Annotated in this window: 14 protein-coding genes; 6 read left to right on the forward strand and 8 right to left on the reverse strand. The window is 44.6% G+C overall.

The genetic code is table 11. The annotated features are described in order from the left end of the window. Positions 1 to 49: 49 nt before the first annotated feature. The 5 genes from AC59IL_RS04235 to AC59IL_RS04255 form a co-directional block, all read right to left on the reverse strand. Positions 50 to 895: an amidohydrolase family protein gene (locus AC59IL_RS04235; protein ID WP_496550837.1), complete on the reverse strand. Its 846-nt coding sequence runs from the start codon at positions 893 to 895 to the stop codon at positions 50 to 52. 237 nt (positions 896 to 1132) lie between these two features. Continuing rightward, positions 1133 to 2314 (reverse strand): CaiB/BaiF CoA transferase family protein, encoded by a 1182-nt coding sequence (locus AC59IL_RS04240; protein ID WP_496550838.1) that lies wholly within the window; start codon positions 2312 to 2314, stop codon positions 1133 to 1135. Between the two features lie 155 nt (positions 2315 to 2469). After that, a complete protein-coding gene (locus AC59IL_RS04245; RefSeq protein ID WP_496550839.1) occupies positions 2470 to 3618 on the reverse strand; it encodes a CaiB/BaiF CoA transferase family protein in 1149 nt (382 codons plus the stop codon). Next, positions 3615 to 4778 (reverse strand): ABC transporter substrate-binding protein, encoded by a 1164-nt coding sequence (locus AC59IL_RS04250; RefSeq protein ID WP_496550840.1) that lies wholly within the window; start codon positions 4776 to 4778, stop codon positions 3615 to 3617. Before AC59IL_RS04250 ends, AC59IL_RS04245 begins: the two co-directional genes overlap by 4 nt. A 91-nt stretch (positions 4779 to 4869) precedes the next feature. Then, the gene (locus tag AC59IL_RS04255; protein WP_496550841.1) at positions 4870 to 5313 is read right to left on the reverse strand and encodes a MaoC family dehydratase; all 444 of its coding nucleotides are present in this window, start codon (positions 5311 to 5313) and stop codon (positions 4870 to 4872) included. A 732-nt stretch (positions 5314 to 6045) separates the two neighbouring features. Between AC59IL_RS04255 and AC59IL_RS04260 the strand changes: the two genes are divergently transcribed. Together AC59IL_RS04260 and AC59IL_RS04265 are read left to right on the forward strand one after the other, a co-directional pair. Continuing rightward, complete coding sequence (locus AC59IL_RS04260) at positions 6046 to 7104, forward strand: phosphotransferase enzyme family protein (protein WP_496550842.1); 1059 nt, start codon at positions 6046 to 6048, stop codon at positions 7102 to 7104. A gap of 1 nt (position 7105) precedes the next feature. Further along, entirely contained in the window at positions 7106 to 8440 is a 1335-nt protein-coding gene (locus AC59IL_RS04265; protein WP_496550843.1) for a sugar MFS transporter, read from the forward strand. Positions 8441 to 8586: 146 nt separating this feature from the next. Here AC59IL_RS04265 and AC59IL_RS04270 read toward each other — a convergent pair whose 3' ends face one another. Then, complete coding sequence (locus AC59IL_RS04270; RefSeq protein ID WP_496550844.1) at positions 8587 to 8964, reverse strand: histidine kinase; 378 nt, start codon at positions 8962 to 8964, stop codon at positions 8587 to 8589. Between the two features lie 313 nt (positions 8965 to 9277). Here AC59IL_RS04270 and AC59IL_RS04275 point away from each other — a divergent pair, with 313 nt between their 5' ends. The 4 genes from AC59IL_RS04275 to AC59IL_RS04290 all read left to right on the forward strand — a co-directional run bounded on the left by AC59IL_RS04275 (position 9278) and on the right by AC59IL_RS04290 (position 15332). Further along, a complete protein-coding gene (locus AC59IL_RS04275; RefSeq protein WP_496550845.1) occupies positions 9278 to 10984 on the forward strand; it encodes a ribulokinase in 1707 nt (568 codons plus the stop codon). An 82-nt stretch (positions 10985 to 11066) separates the two neighbouring features. Next, positions 11067 to 11765, forward strand: a complete 699-nt coding sequence (locus AC59IL_RS04280) for an L-ribulose-5-phosphate 4-epimerase (protein ID WP_496550846.1) — start codon at positions 11067 to 11069, stop codon at positions 11763 to 11765. A 176-nt stretch (positions 11766 to 11941) separates the two neighbouring features. Beyond that, positions 11942 to 13441 (forward strand): L-arabinose isomerase, encoded by a 1500-nt coding sequence (gene araA / locus AC59IL_RS04285; RefSeq protein ID WP_496550847.1) that lies wholly within the window; start codon positions 11942 to 11944, stop codon positions 13439 to 13441. A gap of 142 nt (positions 13442 to 13583) precedes the next feature. After that, on the forward strand, positions 13584 to 15332 hold the full coding sequence (locus AC59IL_RS04290) for a sodium:solute symporter family transporter (RefSeq protein ID WP_496550848.1): 1749 nt from the start codon (positions 13584 to 13586) through the stop codon (positions 15330 to 15332). Between the two features lie 193 nt (positions 15333 to 15525). Here the strand turns inward: AC59IL_RS04290 and AC59IL_RS04295 are convergent, their stop codons facing one another. Both AC59IL_RS04295 and AC59IL_RS04300 read right to left on the reverse strand, forming a co-directional pair. After that, complete coding sequence (locus tag AC59IL_RS04295; protein ID WP_496550849.1) at positions 15526 to 16017, reverse strand: MauE/DoxX family redox-associated membrane protein; 492 nt, start codon at positions 16015 to 16017, stop codon at positions 15526 to 15528. 399 nt (positions 16018 to 16416) lie between these two features. Beyond that, the gene (locus tag AC59IL_RS04300) at positions 16417 to 18861 is read right to left on the reverse strand and encodes a glycoside hydrolase family 31 protein (RefSeq protein WP_496550850.1); all 2445 of its coding nucleotides are present in this window, start codon (positions 18859 to 18861) and stop codon (positions 16417 to 16419) included. Positions 18862 to 18908: the final 47 nt, after the last annotated feature.

The raw sequence follows: 18908 nt of genomic DNA on the forward strand, positions 1-18908 counted from the left end.
CAGCGTTCAGCGTTTTGCGTTTTGCCTTTTGCGTTTTACATTCAGCGTTTTACAAATTATAAATCCTTACAGCATTTGAACTCAGCACTTTTTCCAATGCTGCTTCGTTCAATAAACCCGATAACACGGTTTTATATTGTTGCCAGGTATATGAATACTCACTTGCCAGTAACGATACCGGCCAATCGCCGCCGCAACAGCAACGGCTGTCGCCAAAATGTTGCAGCACAAACTCAATATAGGGCTGTATATCACCTGCCGTCCATGCTGAACCTTTTTTAGCAGCAGTACCCAAACCCGATATTTTTACAAAAATGTTCTTATTATTTGCTGCCTCTTTCATTAATTCGCCCCATTCGCCAAACCGGGCGCCGCTTGCAATGGGTGGCTGATTCATATGATCGAGCACCATACGCAATCCGGGCACTTTATCAGCTACCTGCAGCGCCGATCGTAAATGTTCGGTGGTTACTCCTACTACATCATAGGGAACATCATACGCTGCCAATACCGATAAGCTTTGTATTACGGTTGGCTGTAACAACCATTTCGGGTCGGGCTCATCATGTATAAGATGGCGCACGCCTTTAAAATAACGGTTGTCTGAATACGCTGCGAGGACGGTAGCGGTGAACGAAGGTTCCATCAATGGCAGCCAGCCTACAACACCTTTTATCCATCCTGTTGTACCGGCTACCTGTAACATCCAGTTGGTATCTTCAAAATTATTGGCAGCCTGCACCAGCACACCGCCGGTTACACCGGCTTTTGGCAGGTCGTCATTCAACTCTTCAATATGATAACTGCGGTTAAGAATGGAAGTGTCATTCTTTAACCAGGCATATTCAGCTTTTTCAAAATTCCATACATGAACATGGGTGTCGATCATTTCCATAGGCAATCGCTTTAGGAAGGCACAAGATACAAGTTACAGGGCACAAGAAACAAGGCACAAGGCGCAAAGCTCAGGTAACACGTTTCAAGGCGCAAGGTACAGGAAACAAGGCATAAGGTATATGGCACAAAAACCAAATACCAAATCACATGAACCAAATACCAGGGTACAAGAACCAAAAACAAAAATCGAATACCGAAAGAAAATTAACAGTTCAATGAGATACGGAGTGATAAATCAGGAACGAATTGCCGGTTCACGATTCACGATTGACGACGTCAATCCAAACTGTTCGTCAATCTGTTCGTTATGTTCGCCGAGCAACGGGGCGCCGATGCCGGAGGTATAAATTTCTCCATCAATTCTTATAGGGCAACGGGTGGTGGTTATCGAAAGCCCGTTACTGGTTTTAACTTTTAATTCCATGTTCAACATCAGGTAACCGCTTTCCTTCACCAGTTTGTCGTAATCCATTACTTTGGCACACCAGATATCTGCAGGTTCCAGCACCGACAACCATTCATCGGCTGTACGGGCCATCAAATGGCCGGCCAGTATAGTTTTTATTTCATCGCGCTTCACGAACCACTCGGCGGTATTGGTAAAATGTTGAAGCGGGTCGCATTGCAATAAAGTGGCCAGCTGGGTAATGTTACCCATGGCCAACGCCAGGTACCCATCGGCAGTTTTGTAAATTCCATAGGGAGCCGATAAATAAGCGTGGCCATTATTTACCTCACTGCGCACCGGTAATTCGCGGCCGTCGTTGTAAAAGCAGGTAAGCACTTCGAACTGAAAGTCGAGTATCGACTCGAGCATACTCACCTGCACCAGACTGCCTTCGTTGGTAATGGCGCGTTGATACAAAGCGGCCAATATGCCCTGTGCAATATGCGTACCGGCAAAAATATCTACCACGGCAACACCCATGGGGGTTGGACTATCGCTTCTGTTACTGCTTAACCAGGTTAAACCCGAAACAGCCTGCAGCAACAGGTCCTGCCCCGGCAAATCTTTCCACGGACCTTCATCGCCATAGCCGCTTACTTCGGCATAAACGATTTGCGGATTAATAGCTTTTACGGTTTCATAATCAAGCCCCAGTTTTTCCATTACACCGGGACGAAAATTATGCATCAGCACATCGGCCTGCGCAATGATCTTCTTTACTTTTTCAAGGTCTTCTTCTTTCTTCAGATCAGCAGCATAGCTTTGTTTATTGCGGTTAATAGCATGAAAAATGGTCGATTCTCCTTCGATCATTACATTAGAAACATACAACTGCCGGCAGATATCGCCTGTACCGGGCCTCTCGATCTTGATCACCTGCGCGCCCATATCGGCCAGTCGTAATCCGGCCGAAGGGCCCGATAAAAACTGGCTGAAATCAACTACTATTATATCCTGTAATGGCTTCATTTTTCTATTTTAATGCTGAACGCCGAACGCTAAACGCTGAACGCTAAATGCCGAACGCTGAACGCTGAACACTAAACGCTGAACGCTTAATGTAAAACGCTGAACGCCGAACCTAAATGCGAAACGCTTAACGCTTTCTTTGCGGGGCCTATTGCCTACTGCCTATTGTTTATCAACTCATCAATTATTCGTTCATTATCCTCCCCTAATTGCGGGGCCGGTTTTGGCGAAAAAATCCTTTCACCATTAATGCGTATCGGGCAACGGGTGGTGGTAATGCTTTTTCCATGGCTATTGATGGTTTGCTCCATTTGCAAAACCTTGTATGCTTCAAGCTTTGTTAACCGTTCCCAATCCAGCACTTCCATAGCCCACAAATCATTGGCATGTAACTTTTGCAACCAGTGTGATGATGATTGCGTTAACAGGTGCTTTGCCAGCACCGCTTTTATTTCATCGCGTAAACTAAAAGCATCTTTCTGGTCAAAATTCAACATTGCTGCACAATCTATTGCTAAAGCCAGTTGCTTAATATTTACCATGGCGATGGCTATATATCCATCGGTTGTATTGTAAATTCCATAAGGCGCATGCAGTAACGGATGTCCATTATTGATGCTGCTGCGTTCGGGCAGCAAACCGCTGCTGTGATAAGTAGTCAACAGTTCAAACTGAAAATCGAGCAGCGATTCAAGCATGCTTATTTCGATCAATGCCCCTGTACCTGTTTTGTGCCGGCGTATAAGGGCGCCGAGTATTCCCTGCACCAGTTGCGAACCGCACAGGTTATCGGCTATGGCCAAACCAAATGGCATGGGATTGTCTTTCGCATTGCCGGTGGTATAGGCAAGTCCGCTCATCGATTGCAGCAGCAGGTCCTGCCCCGGTCTGTTTTTCCAGGGCCCTTCCTTACCATAACCACTAATAGCACCGTAAATGATACGTTGATTGATTCGTTTTACTTCGGCATATCCCAATCCCACTTTTTCCATAATGCCGGGCCTGAAGTTGTGTGTAAGCACATCGGCCTTTTCAATCAGCTTTTTTACAAGGGCCAGATCGTCGGCATTTTTCAGATCGGCCGTAAAACTTTCTTTATTTCGATTGATGGTATGAAATAATAAAGAACTTTCATCGGTCCAAAGGTCTTTGATCGACAAACGGCGACCTGCATCGCCACTCTGCGGACGTTCGATTTTAATAACGCGCGCACCGAGATCGGCCAGTCGCAACCCTGCTACCGGACCTGATAAATACTGGCTGAATTCCAGCACCAGCAATCCCTCCAAAGGCAATCTGCTCATAACGACAAGCTCATTTTTTCGCCAGCAAGGCTATGTTGATAAATCCGGTCTATTTCTTTTAATACATCCTCAGGATTACCGCCATGCATCAAATATTGCTGAACCGGTGTACCGGCATGGTCCTGAAAATGAAGATAACCATTATAACGCGGACGCATATATCCATTCTTCATCACCGGTAATACCGTTTGAAAATAGCTACCGGTTAACAGGTTGGCCATAATATTCGTCCATGCTTTTCCGTGGCCCGGTTGTCCGCCATGCTGTACATACAATGTACTCTGGCATTCTTCCGAACAAACCCAGGCGGCAAAGTCTACCGCTTCTTTTTTATGTCTGGTGAACGACGATACCGAAATGCCTGTTCCGCCAATGGTGCTACGCAGACGCTGTTTGCCAAAATGCACCAGATCGGCATAGGTCAACAGGTTTTTCGCATATCCCGTACGGGTGTAATTTGAATAACAATAGGCAAAAGGACAATACCAGTAATCGTTGGTGGTGGTCATTAATTCAGCCACCTGTATAGGATTACACTGAAATAATTTTTTATCGATGCGTGAATACAGGCTGCGCATGCTTTGCAGGGCCTGTATGCCGGTATTTTTGCTTATTACTTCGCCGGTTTTTGTAAACGGTTCTTCGCCAAAGGCAATACAGAACATATAAAAATTCATCAGCACATCTATGGGAATGGCCGGTATGGCCACTTTTCCGTCTTTTGCCAGGGCCATCACCTCTTCCCAGGTTTCGGGAACAGGCAGATGCTGTTGTAACAGATCGGCCCGGTAACTTGCGGCCGGCGTAGCGGCATCAATGGCCAATGCCCACTGATGACCTTCATAATTATAACTTATATGCGAAGCGCCAACTGAATTATGGAGCTGGTTCAACAGGTAGTCAGATGGCAAATACCTGTCGAGCGGCAATACGCTTTGCGTGGCAGCAGCGCAACCTACCCAGGGGTGATCGATAATCAGTAAATCATAATCATGTACCAGTTTTTCCAATGGGTAATCGGCGAACTCCTGTAATGTTCTTTTTTTCCAGTGTATGGTAATGTGCGGATGCAACTCCATAAAGCGCTGGGCAGCGGCCTGCAGTGGTGTTATGCCTCTGCTGTGGCCCCAGGTAATTCCATTCAAAACAATTTCAGACATAGCACTTTTATTGCTGATTTTTTGATTTCGGGATTTTTTGATTTAGTTAAATCCCAAAATCAACAAATCTCAAAATCAGAAATAATATTATTTAGCTTTCTTTTTTTTGAACCAGTAAAACATGGTCGCACAACATGACCAATTCATTTTGCTGGTTAAATACTTCAACCAGTTCGGTAACCAAACCCAAACCGGGTTTCTTATGGTCTTTTTTATTTGTAATAGTGACAGTAACCTTTATAGTGTCACCAATAAAAACAGGTTTTATAAAACGGATACGGTCATACCCGTAAGTCATACTCACTTCATTAATTACGCCGGCTGTTAATCCAACAGCTATGGTAAAAATGAGCGTACCATGTGCAATGCGCTTTTTAAAAGGTTGCGTTTTGCACCATTCTTCATCCATATGATGTGGGAAGAAATCACCCGATTGTCCTGCATGAATAACAATATCGGTTTCGGTAACTGTTCGTCCACCGGTATACCGTTTTTCGTTCAGATCAAATTCTTCAAAATATTTATTAATACCCATACAGGATTTAGAAGTTGTAATAAAATCGACAATAAGGTTTTTGAGAATAATAAAAATGTAGGCCAGATGCCATTATTAACTCAAGTAGGCTGTAACTGCCGGTGCAGTTTGGTGCAGGTAACGTAAATGAATATATTTTTTTTCATACATGCAACTGAATTTAACAATCGTTTTTGGTTAAAGGGCTTGTTTTACAAGCGATTAACAAATAATGCCTGTACAGAGCTTCGTTGTAAAGCATCCGGGGTTAATGGAAAGACGTGCCACGCTGGTTGAGACAGTCGCTTATGAGAGCTTCAGGTAATTTAACCGGCCGCGATCGCCCATTGTGAATACAAAGGCAATGGCGGCATACGTGGCACGCCTCGTCCTTGCTGCTTTTGCTAAATAACCAACACTGAACGCTTTAAAGTGCCAAGCTACGCAAAATAGCCAGGGGCATCAATGTCAGGTTTTACTGAAATGATGGAACATTTTACTAAATATTGGTTATCCACAATTAGAAACCAGGCGAGTTTTGCCGGGTCACACCTTCATATATTACTAACCTGGATTTTAAACGATTAATGGGTTTACACGACAAATTCGCAATAATCAGAGTAGAAATTTGCAAATACCCCGGCGCGTCGAATCTGTTTAATCGCTTAAAATCGTGGTCAAAAATGGCACAACCGTTTGCGTGTTTGTTTTTAATTGTTACGCAGTAAGTTTGAGCTTCACGACTTACAAAACATGTTCAACAATATACTAACTCATTACGGCTTAAACCCCGACCATTACAACATACAACCTGTTGGCAATGGGTTGATCAACCATACCTGGAAGATCATCAACACGGCACAGGAACCCTGTTTCATTCTGCAGCAGATCAACACAGCTGTTTTTAAACATCCCGAAGACATAGCCCTGAATATCCGCAACATTGGTAATTATTTAAAAAAGCATTACCCTGATTACCTGTATGCGGGCGCTTTATCAACCGTTTCAGAAAACGATTTGTATATAGATGACAATAACCGGTATTTCCGTCTTTTTCCTTTTATTCCCAAATCGCATTCAGTTGAAGTATTGCATACACCCGAACAGGCTTTTGAAGCCGCCCGTCAGTTTGCTTTGTTTACACGGCTGCTGAGTGGTTTTGATACCAGTCTTTTAAAAATAACCATTCCGCAGTTTCACGATTTGCCGCTGCGGTACCGTCAATTCAGCGAGGCGCTGGCCAAAGGCAATGTGCAACGAATACAGGAATGCGGCCCTTTGATCACTTATTTGCAGCTGCAACAAAACATTGTTCAGGTGTACGAATCGGTTAAAAAAAATCCGGGCTTTCCGGTACGGGTTATTCATCACGATACCAAAATAAGCAACGTACTTTTTGATGATGCCGGCAAAGGATTATGTGTTATTGATCTTGACACCGTAATGCCGGGTTATTTTATCAGCGATGTGGGCGATATGATGCGTACGTATTTATCACCTGCCAATGAAGAAGAAAAGGATTTTGATAAAATACAGGTTCGCGACGATTTCTTTGAAGCCATTGCCAAAGGTTATATCGGCGAATTGAAGCATGAATTAACGGAAACCGAAAAAGCGCATTTTGTATATTCAGGTCAGTTTATGATCTATATGCAAGCCCTGCGTTTTTTAACCGATCATCTGAACAATGATGTATATTACGGTGCCCGTTACGAAGGGCATAACCTGGTAAGGGCCCAAAACCAGGTGGTGCTGTTACAAAAGTATATGGCAAAGTCGGCCTTGTTCAATCAAATCATTTCAACAATTTAATATGTCAACTGCTAAATCTTTGGTTGTTCCCACGCCTGTTACACGTAGCAATGCTACTGCTATTTTTATCATCGGTTTTTTGTTTTTCATTTACGGATTTGTAACCTGGCTCAACGGCAGTCTGATACAATTCCTGAAACTTGTTTGCCAGCTCGAAAATGACGTGCAGGCATTTTTTGTAACGTCGGCTTTTTACATGGCCTACTTCTTTCTGGCCATTCCTTCATCGTTCATATTACAAAAAACAGGTTATAAAAAGGGCATGGCGTTAGGTTTACTGGTAATGGCCGTTGGTTCAATTGTATTTATTCCCGCAGCCAGAGACAGAAGCTTTGGTTTGTTTTTAACCGGATTGTTCGTTCAGGGCATGGGACTGGCCCTGTTGCAAACAGCTTCGAATCCATATATCAGTATCATCGGCCCCATTGAAAGCGCCGCCAAACGAATCAGCATAATGGGTATTTGCAATAAAACGGCAGGGATTATCAGTCCGCTGATATTAAGCACCATTTTATTAAGCAATGCCACTGAACTGGAAGGAAAGATCAAGGCTGCCACCGCCATTTCTCAAAAAGAGCAACTGTTGAATGAGCTCGCAGCCCGTGTTATCAATCCATACATTATTCTTGCAATAGTACTGGCAGTGCTGGCATTTATGTTGTTGAAATCGCCGCTGCCCGAAATTGAAACAGAAAGCAACTCTGCTGATAATGCACCAGTTGCCGGTGGCAACAAAAAAAGCATCTGGCAGTTCCCGCATGCACTGCTTGGCGCCCTGTGCATTTTTTTATATGTTGGGGTTGAAGTAATGGCCGGCGATGCCATCGGCGTTTATGGCAAAACGATGGGCATGCCGCTCGACGAAACAAAATACTTCACCACCTTTACACTGATAGCCATGCTGGTGGGATATATTGCCGGTGTGTTTACTATACCTAAAATTATTTCGCAACAGTTTGCATTGCGGTTATCTGCTATACTGGGAATTATTTTCTCTGTTGTTGTTTATTTCACTTCAGGATATACCGCCATCACGTTCATTGCCCTGCTTGGACTGGCCAATTCGCTTATGTGGCCTTCCATCTGGCCACTGGCCATCGACGGATTGGGCAAATTTACCAAAATAGGATCGGCCCTGTTGGTGATGGGTATTGCCGGGGCCGCCGTTGTGCCGGTATTGTATGCTACACTGAAAAACAAAGACGGACTGAACATACCTAATCACATTGCCTTTTTCATATGTATGCTGCCGTGTTATTTGTATATTTTGTATTACTCGGTGAAAGGATATAAAGCAGGCAGGGCCGGTAAACGGCAAATGGCAATCGGCAATTAGCAAACAGCAATCAAAGTTGTGCCACACATTCGAAGTGTGGCACAACTACGCTCCATTCACCTTACCTATTGTATTGTCTTCATCAACTCTTCCTTATAAAAATCACTAATGGGATCAGCAACATCGGCTCAATGGCATGGGAATAATTACCGGGCTATACCATAAACAATATTTTTACACTGTCGCCAAAACGCATTGTTTGCAAATCGATATAGCTGCCTATGTAATCCCCCCCTTTCCAGGCTTACCTTTTCTTCGTCTGAATCGTACAGCATATAATGAATCAGGTTCAACATCTTTAACAAAGCCGGTTCGGGCAGATCGGATTTTTTTCGTGCCGGCGACACCATACTGTTCAGGGCATTGAACATAAAATGCGGACTGACCTGTGAGTGTAAAAAAGACAATTCTATAGCCATACTCTCCTGCTGCTGCCTTTGGCTTTTTATCACTTCAACTATAAACCGGCTGGCGGCCGTACCCATCACGGTACCTGTTGCCGGTAACCGGTTCCTACTACGCATTTGGGGAAAGCCGGTATAAGGTAACCGGGAACACATTTATTGCCCGTTGCCTTTATCCTTTTTTCTTTATTCTCATTGATACTCTTAGCTATAATTTGCTAAAAGCCATTAGCATTTTTAACAAATAAAGGTTAACCTGTATACATTGGGCCCTGTAGAAGAAAGTATTTTTTGTGCATTCATCTATTAAGTGTTATTTTGACACGAAATTGAAAGGACCTGATTCTGACCCATGTTTTATAAGTACAGAATACCGACCTTTGTTTAGAAATTAGGTTGTCAATAAAACACTTTATCTGTTTTAATTGCCGATATGAAAAAAGAAAACTATGTAATAGGGGTCGACTATGGCACTGATTCGGTGCGGTCGATCATCGCCAATGCAGCGAACGGACAGGAAGTAGCTTCTGCCGTATTTTATTATCCCCGCTGGAAAGACGGTTTGTATTGTAACCCCGCAGTAAACCAGTTCAGGCAGCACCCGCTCGATTACCTCGAGGGACTTGAACAAACCATTATCAGTTGTTTACAGCAGGCAGGCCCTACGGTAGCCGCCAACATCAGGGCTATTTCGGTTGACACTACAGGTAGTACACCGGTTGCCGTTGATGAAACCGGCACTCCCCTCGCCCTGTTGCCGCAGTTTGAAAAAAATCCCAATGCCATGTTTGTGCTGTGGAAAGACCACACAGCCGTTCCTGAGGCCGCCGCCATAAATGCACATGCAGAAAAATACGATATCAACTATCTGCAATATGTAGGTGGTATATACTCGAGCGAGTGGTTCTGGGCCAAATTGCTGCACATATTGCGCGAAGATGCGGCCGTACGCAAAGCCTGTTATTCATGGGTTGAACATTGCGACTGGATTCCCTTTGTATTAACCGGCGGGAAAAAGGCTGCAGACATGAAACGCGGTGTGTGTTCAGCTGGTCATAAGGCCCTTTGGGCCGAGGAGTTCGGCGGCCTGCCACCCGATGATTTCTTTGCAGAACTGGATCCGTTATTAGCGGGTTTCACGAAACGACTCTTTACAAAAACATATACCTCCGATAAAGCAGCCGGTACATTGAGTACAGAATGGGCCGCTAAACTGGGCCTTTCGACCGATGTAGTAATCGGTGTAGGCGCTTTCGATGCCCACATGGGAGCAGTTGGCGGACAAATTGAACCCTACCATTTAAGTAAAGTAATGGGTACTTCAACCTGCGATATGCTGGTAGCACCTTTGCAGGAAGTACAGGGTAAGCTGGTAAAAGGCATTTGCGGACAGGTTCCGGGATCAGTACTGCCCGGCATGATGGGTATGGAAGCCGGCCAAAGCGCATTCGGCGACGCCTACGCCTGGTTTCGGCAGGTGCTGTCATGGCCACTTCAAAATGTACTGGCCCAATCGACTTTAATCAACGGCGAAACAGCAAAAGCCCTTATCAACGAAACAATAGACAAACTAATTCCTGAGCTAAGCAAACAGGCCGCCGCCTTACACTGGGACGAAAACAGCGAGCTGGCTGTTGACTGGTTCAATGGCCGCCGTACGCCCGATGCCAGCCAGGAATTAAAAGGCGCCTTCGCCGGCTTAAACCTCGGTAGTGATGCCGTACGCATGTTCCGCGCTATTGTAGAAGCAACCTGTTTTGGCGCCAAAGCCATTGTTGACAGGTTTAACCAGGAAGGCGTGCCGGTAAAAGGATTGATCGGCCTGGGTGGCGTGGCTAAAAAATCGCCGTTCATTATGCAAATGATGGCCGACGTTATGAACATGCCTATCCGCATTCATAAATCAGAACAAACCTGCGCACTGGGCGCCGCTATGTTTGCCGCCACCGCCGCCGGTATTTACGAAAAGGCCGAAGACGCCATGAATGCCATGGGCCAGGGCTTCGATGCCACTTACTATCCCGATAAAACGAAAACAGCGCTGTATGCTCAGCGATATAAAAAATATAAGAGCCTCGGTGGATTTATTGAAAGCACAGTGAAAGCAAAAGAATCGACTGAAGCAGTATTGTCAAACTAAATACAGGTTACAAGTTACAGGTTTCAGGTTACAGGGAGAGTTCCTTGTAACTTGCAACCTGTAACCTGAAACAAGAAAAGCAATGAGCAAGTATAAAGATATTCAACAGGCATGCTACGAAGCCAATATGCAATTGCCTGAACTGGGTTTGGTATTATTCACCTTTGGTAACGTTAGCGTAGCCGACTGTAACCTGGGGCTTTTTGCCATTAAGCCCAGCGGTGTGCCGTATAAAGACCTGTCGCCCGATAAAATGGTGATCGTTGATTTCGACGGCAACATTGTGAGGGGTAATCTGCGTCCTTCGAGCGACACCAAAACACATGCGGTATTGTATAAAGAATGGAATAAGATCGGCGCTATCGTACACACGCACAGCACTTATGCAACAGCGTGGGCACAGGCGCAACGTGATATTCCCATCTTTGGCACCACCCATGCCGATCACAATACCGTTGATATTCCCTGTGCACCGCCCATGAGCGACGACATGATCAAAGGCGACTACGAATACGAAACCGGTTACCAGATCATCAATTGCTTTAACGAAAAAGGATTATCGTACGAAGAGGTTGAAATGGTACTGGTAGGCAATCACGCTCCGTTTGCCTGGGGAAAGAATGGCGATAAAGCCGTATACAATGCCGCAGTGCTGGAAGAAGTAGCGCGTATGGCTTATTTAACCGAGCAGATCAATCCGGCTGCCCCACGGTTAAAAGATGCCTTAATCAATAAACATTGGCAGCGGAAGCATGGGAAAAATGCCTACTACGGGCAATAATACGGTCAATGGTCAATAGTGAATGGTGAATGATCAATGATTATTCACCGTATATTTTAACTAATAAACATTTCAATCAATTTAAAAATAGCATGCTGTGAATTGGAAAATAGCAGGTGTATGGTAAGAACGATTGACCATTCACCATTGACCATTCACGACAAAAAAACCGACATATGGAAGATTTGAAAAAACTGGAAGTTTGGTTTGTAACAGGTAGCCAGCACCTGTACGGCGAAGAAACGCTGAAACAGGTTGCCGACCATTCTATGCAGATCGCAAGGTCGTTCGATAAAGATGCATCGATACCTGTACGCGTAGTATTTAAACCGGTGGTAAAAACGCCGGAGGAAATTTACCAGGTTTGCGTAGAAGCCAATACTACCCCCACCTGTATAGGCATCATCGCCTGGATGCACACCTTCTCCCCCGCCAAAATGTGGATCGGTGGTTTAAAAGTGTTGCATAAACCTTTATTGCACCTGCATACCCAGTTTAACAGAGATATTCCATGGAGCAATATAGATATGGACTTCATGAACCTGAACCAGAGCGCCCATGGCGACAGAGAGTTTGGTTTTATGGTAAGCCGTATGCGTCTGAACCGCAAAGTTGTGGTAGGCCACTGGCAGGATACTGAAGTTTTAAATAGCCTGGCCGTTTGGATGCGCGCCGCCGCCGGCTGGAACGACTGGCAGAATGCCCGTTTTGCCCGTTTCGGCGATAACATGCGCCAGGTAGCAGTTACCGAAGGCGATAAAGTTGAGGCTGAACTGAAATTTGGTTATTCGGTAAACGGCTTCGGTGTTGGTGATCTCGTAAAACGAATCAACGACGTTAGCGACAGCGCCATTACAAAAACGGTTGCTGAATACGAAGAAGTTTACGCTGTAGCCGCTCCCCTGCGTAAAGGCGGCGATCGCCACAGTTCACTGCGCGAAGCCGCTAAAATTGAAGTGGGCCTGCGTAACTTCTTAAAGGAAGGAAATTTTAAAGGTTTTACCGACACTTTTGAAGATCTGCACGGCATGGTGCAACTGCCCGGTATTGCAGCACAGCGCTTAATGGCCGAAGGTTATGGCTTTGGCGGTGAAGGCGACTGGAAAACCGCAGCCCTCGTACGCTCCATGAAAGTAATGGCCACCGGATTAAAAGGCGGTAACTCTTTTATGGAAGATTACACCTACCATTTTGATCCCAACAACCAGCTGGTGCTGGGTGCCCATATGCTTGAAATTTGTCCTTCGATTGCCGACGGAAAACCTTCATGCGAAATACATGCACTCGGTATTGGCGGTAAAGCCGATCCCGTACGCCTTGTTTTTAATTCGGCTTCGGGCCCTGCCATTAATGCATCGATCGTTGATATGGGCAATCGTTTCAGGTTACTGGTAAATGAGGTAGTGGCAGTAGATCCTATCGAAAGTTTGCCAAAACTTCCTGTAGCGCGTGTATTATGGAAACCCTATCCCGACATGAAAACAGGTTGCGCAGCGTGGATACTGGCCGGTGGCGCTCACCATACCTGCTACAGTCAGAACTTAACTGCCGAACACATGGAAGATTTTTCTGAAATGGCCGGCATCGAGTACGTATTGATTGGCAAAAATTCCAATTTATACGATATTAAAAACCAGCTCAGGTGGAATGATTTGTATTATCGTCATTCTATTTAAAAATAATTTCACATCTTGCAGCTCCTTTGAATCCTGAACAACGTCAAAGGAGCTGCAGATTGCGCTGAAAAACGCCGAAGCGCAATTCGCTGCTGAACTAAATAAATTAAACAACCAACTCAAACAAAACATTGCGGCCGCTATGAATACGCTTGCTACAGTCGACTATGTCATTTTCGTGCTCTATTTTATTTTGGTAGCCAGTTACGGATATTATGTATACAGAAAAAGGAAGAGCCAGGAACATGATTCCAAGGCTTTTTTTCTGGCCGAAGGTTCCTTAACATGGTGGGCGATCGGAGCCTCGCTGATCGCGTCGAATATCTCTGCCGAACAATTTATTGGAATGAGTGGCGAAGGTTTTTTTGTAGGTACAGCCGTAGCGGCCTATGAATGGATTGCAGCCATTGCTTTGATCATCATTGCAGTTTGGTTTATGCCGGTGTATTTGAAAAATCACATTTACACCATGCCGCAGTTCTTAAAAACGCGGTATAACGAAACGGTGGCGCTGATCATGGCCATCTTCTGGTTATTCCTGTATGTACTGGTAAACCTTACATCTATTCTTTATCTCGGCGCTACCGCCATATCGGGTCTGATTTCGGATGTGCCCCACGATTCGGCGCAGTATCAGGCCATATTACACACCATCATGATTGGCCTGGCGGTGTTTTCGCTGATAATTACGCTCGGTGGTATGAAAGTGATCGGTTATACCGACGTAATTCAAGTAGCCGTATTGATAGTGGGTGGTTTGGCAACAACCTATCTCGCCTTAACCGTGGTGAGCGAAAGATTTGGCCTGGGTAAAGATGCCATTGCAGGTTTTAAAATGCTGATGCAGGATTCGCCCGAACATTTTAAAATGATATTGCCAAGACCGGCGGCCACTACAGGCACCATTAATACGCCGCTGAACCTCGATATTCAGAAGTGGGTGGTGTTGCCCGGTATTGCCATGTATTTTGCCGGCCAGTGGATCGTAAACCTCAACTACTGGGGTTGCAACCAATATATCACCCAACGCGCACTGGGCGCCGATTTACAAACTGCCCGTACCGGTATTTTATTCGCCGGTATGTTGAAATTAATGATGCCTGTAATCGTAATGTTGCCCGGTATTGCCGCTTTTGTGTTGTACAAGAATAACCACCTTCCTGGTTTCGGTGGCGGCAAAGACGGCGCTTATTCAGCCATCCTTGGCTTTTTGCCATCGGGTTTAAAAGGATTGAGTATCGCAGCCCTTACCGCCGCTATCGTTGCATCGCTGGCTGGTAAAGCAAACAGTATTTCAACCATCTTCACGCTTGATGTATATAAAAAATATTTCAATAAAGAAGCCAATGAAAAGAAGCTGGTGATCACCGGCCGTTTCACCGTGGTGGCAGCCATGATCGTCGCTATCCTCTTTACCTGGAAAGACCTGCTGGGCATTGGTGGTGAAGGCGGATTTACCTTTATTCAGAAATATACCGGCTTTATAAGCCCCGGTGTATTCGCCATGTTTATTCTGGGTATGTTTTGGAAGCGTACCACCGGCACTGCTGCCGTGGTAGGTGTGGTATTAGGATTTGCGCTGGCCATCTTCTTTAACAACTATGCCGTTGATTTATTTGGTAAAGAAACCTGGTTATACACCGCTTACGAATACCAGAAAATGGAGAAAGGACAAGTACTTACCGTTACAGAAATCCCCTTCCTGATCAATATGGGATGGTCGTTCTTCTTTACGGTAGCTACCATGGTTGGTATCAGTTTAGCCGGTCCGAAAGTAAATCCAAAAGCATTTATTCTCGATTCGAGCCTGTTCAAATTACAGCCCCGCACCATTGCATTAATTGTAACTACATTAATGTTGCTGGCTGCGTTGTATGTGAAGTTCTGGTAAGCACGAAGTCTGAAGTCTGAAGTCTGAAAACGGAAGGCAAAAGCAGGAAGTAAGAATAAAGCAAAGTCCGAAAGAGGTAACTTCTTTCGGACTTTTTGTTTTTCATGGGTCATCTTTCCCATTATTTCTGACAATATTGTCTTTTTGGCTTTTCTGACTTCCGACTTCTGACTTCCGGGCTTCCTGACTTTTCTCAATTCATCCTCCCGACGGCTTTATCAGCTGGTTTGTAATAAGGGCGAACGAAAGGAAATCTTTTATTGGTAACAGGGGGTTGCATTACTTTTCCGCAAAGCACAATTCCAACGCCTGTTATAAAAACACAAACGAAGTTGAAAATAATATGTGATCGCAACGAAAACGACTGCAGTACTTCTCCGCAATTACAGGGCAGATCATACCTATTATCGAGCATGCATGCGAGATAGATCGTATATATACTAAGTAAAAAAAGCGAGAAGAATAGTCCCTTAACACGATATGACGGCAGCAATAACAAACCGGCAATCAGTAATTCGGTTACTGGTACCAGCCAGGGTTGTTGTTGTATAAAAGGTATTGAAAACGAAAATTTTTGTAACTGCAAATGAAAAAGATCGTACTTATCGAGCTTACCAACAGCAGCATAAAAGAAAAGTACTGCGAGTGATACAGCAATTAGCCTGATTATGGTTTTAGTTGTCATAGGAGCCAGGGCAGTGTTAGGGTATTAATTAATGAGTTTAGGTATTAACGTTATGCCTCAAAAATATTGTGCATAATTTGATAAGTCACATTAAATCAAATTAATTGACACTAATCAATAACATTCTAAAATCCCGGATCACGCAATTTCGTACATGCTTCTTGTTATTATGCACTGTTCTTGTTTTCATGCATTTTTGCAGGCTAAACCTGTATAGCATGTGAATTTAAGTTTATATTATTGATTTTGCCAGCAGAAACGTGCACGCGTATACTAAAATACCCAAATAAGTTAAATTTTACAATACCCTGACCGGAACCGCAAACGATTACATTTTTTACTTTTGCTGTATTGAAACCGCTGATTTTCACACACGTATAAGGACGATATGGAAATGACTTAATATACCTTAATCCCCAGATCATTTTTATTACCGGCAGCTGTTTTAATATATAACACTTTTTTTGCTTCATCATAAAACCATCCGGCAGTTGTATCAAGGTCATTTTCTGAAGTTACTTTGCTCACAGGATGATAATTTTCTATAACATCCATTGGTTTAAAGTCCACGTGCAATTTTATCAACCAGCTATGAGCAGGAGGCGTAAAATCACCCACCGGTTTACTGATCTTAATTACATGCCCACCGCTATCTGTTGCATAGTTCATTGTTGTAACAGCAAATTCACCTTTCTTATAATTCAGGCTTTTTCCATCATCCTCATACAATTCAAATTTACCGGCAGCACCCGGAAATACATCGAGCGTAATTACATCTACCGGCTTCTCCCCTACATATTTCATTACCGGTTGCGTGGGAATAATACTGCCGGCTTTTACAAAAACAGGCAGCGTGTCGAGCGGCGTTAATACATTCAGGTAACGGCCTCCATTAACCGGTTCTCCGGTAAAATAATTATACCAGTTACCCTGTGGCAGATAAACGGCCCGGGTTTGCGCCCCTTTGGTAGTAACCGGACAAACCATGATATTATTGCCCAGCATATACTGATCGGCAATATTGAATACATTTTCATCATTCTGGTATTGCAATACCAGCGCCCGCATCAATGGCATGCCTGTTTTATACTGCGTATAAGCATTGCTGTACAAATAAGGCAACAAGGTATATCGCAGTGAATCATACTTTTTAAAATTGCGCAGGGCATCATTGCCATAATTCCAGGGTTCCTTATAACCGGGATGGTCCATACCAAACACCATCGCCAGCGGACTCAGCATACCAAACTGCACCCAACGGATGTACAATTCAGGATCGGCATTGTGTTCAAAGCCGCCCATGCAGTGCGTCCAGTAACCAACACCGCTAACGCCAATATTCAAACCGGCTGTAATTACCGCCGGAAAATATTGCCATTCACTGGGCCAGTCGCCCGCAAAAATAAAAGGATAGCGCTGAATGCCCGCATAGCCTTCGCGTGTATGGTTCAATCCGCGCAGTTTGTTGTATTGCTGAAATTTTTCGTAGGGCGCTTTGGCATAAGCGACAGGAAATACATTGTGCAGCGAAGGAATATCTTTTCCCTGCGGACCTGTTTTTTCGCTTTCATTGGCCAGTGCGCCGAAGGCGCTGCCTTCATCGGTTTTTAAGAATTTCGCCCCTATTGAAGCTACCCGCATCACACCATGCTGCCACCACCAGTTTACGGCATTACTATCGAAGAAGTTTACAAATTCACCGGCATAATTGCCTTCGGGATAGGTGTATTTTAATTGCTGTGCGGTATCAAGTAATTTAATACGGCTGCCGTTGTCGAAACGCGGTCGTAAATGCAATCCCACCATGCTGTAATGTTGCGCATACAGGCTATCGAACATGGCAGCGGGATTTTTGAATGTTTCGCGCCATTCAAATGAGGTGGCGCCTTTGCCGCCCGTTTTTCCAAAGATGCGCCAGGTACTGTCGAGCCATAACAGATCGGCAGGGATGCCCATTTCGCGTAGCTTCTTTGCCAGTTGAATCACATATTCATCTGATGTAAGCTGTTCATATCCCCAGGTACCGCCACTGTACGTGCCCACGTGCAAACCGAGCGCAAATTGCGGCAGCAATGGCGAACGCCCGGTGAGCGAAGTGTATTGCCCCAGTATCGAAGGAAACAAAGGGCCGTAGATAAAATAATAATCCAGCTCTCCCCCATCGGCCGCAAAGGAATAGCTGTTGGGCTGTGAAGCGCCCATATCCCACCGGGTGGGAAATGAATTATGAAAGAAAATGCCGTATCCTTTTGTGCTCATGAAAAAAGGAATGGGACAATAATTGGCTTCAAGTATATTATAAGCGCCTATGATGTGCGGCAATCCTTTACCGCGGCCAACATTCAACGTTAATTTCTTCTGACGGCGATCAAGGAAATCCATGCGTTCGCCAAATCCAAAGAAATGTTCATCGGCTGTTAGTTTTTTTACACAGCCGATGGTATCGGCATTTTTGTACATGCCCTGGTTATCGGCGCTAAGCGACGTTCCTTTACTGTCATACACTTCAATGCGAAAAGGATTTTTGTTCACCTTCACCTGAAGCGCTGAAGTACTGAACACAAATTGAGTTGCTGTTTGCTGCGTAGTTACCGGTACCAGGGCAAATTTATATTGAACAACCATCCAGGGTTCGTTACCCGAAAAATTTCCGTTCCAGCTGCTTCGCACCCTGAACACCGATGGCGTACAAAACTCAATGATTACTTTGCTGTTGGTATTGGTGAAGTAAAAACGGTTGTCTTCTCTTTTAAAACCACTCTGATAACTGCCCGCAGGTTGTTGCGCTGCAATAACGAATGCATTGATAACACAAAAAACAAACAACAACAATCTTCTGTTCATACTCTATCGTTTATACAATGTTCCGTCCCTTCGGGATGGTTTCCATA

Source organism: Niastella sp. sgz303648 (assembly GCF_059587045.1).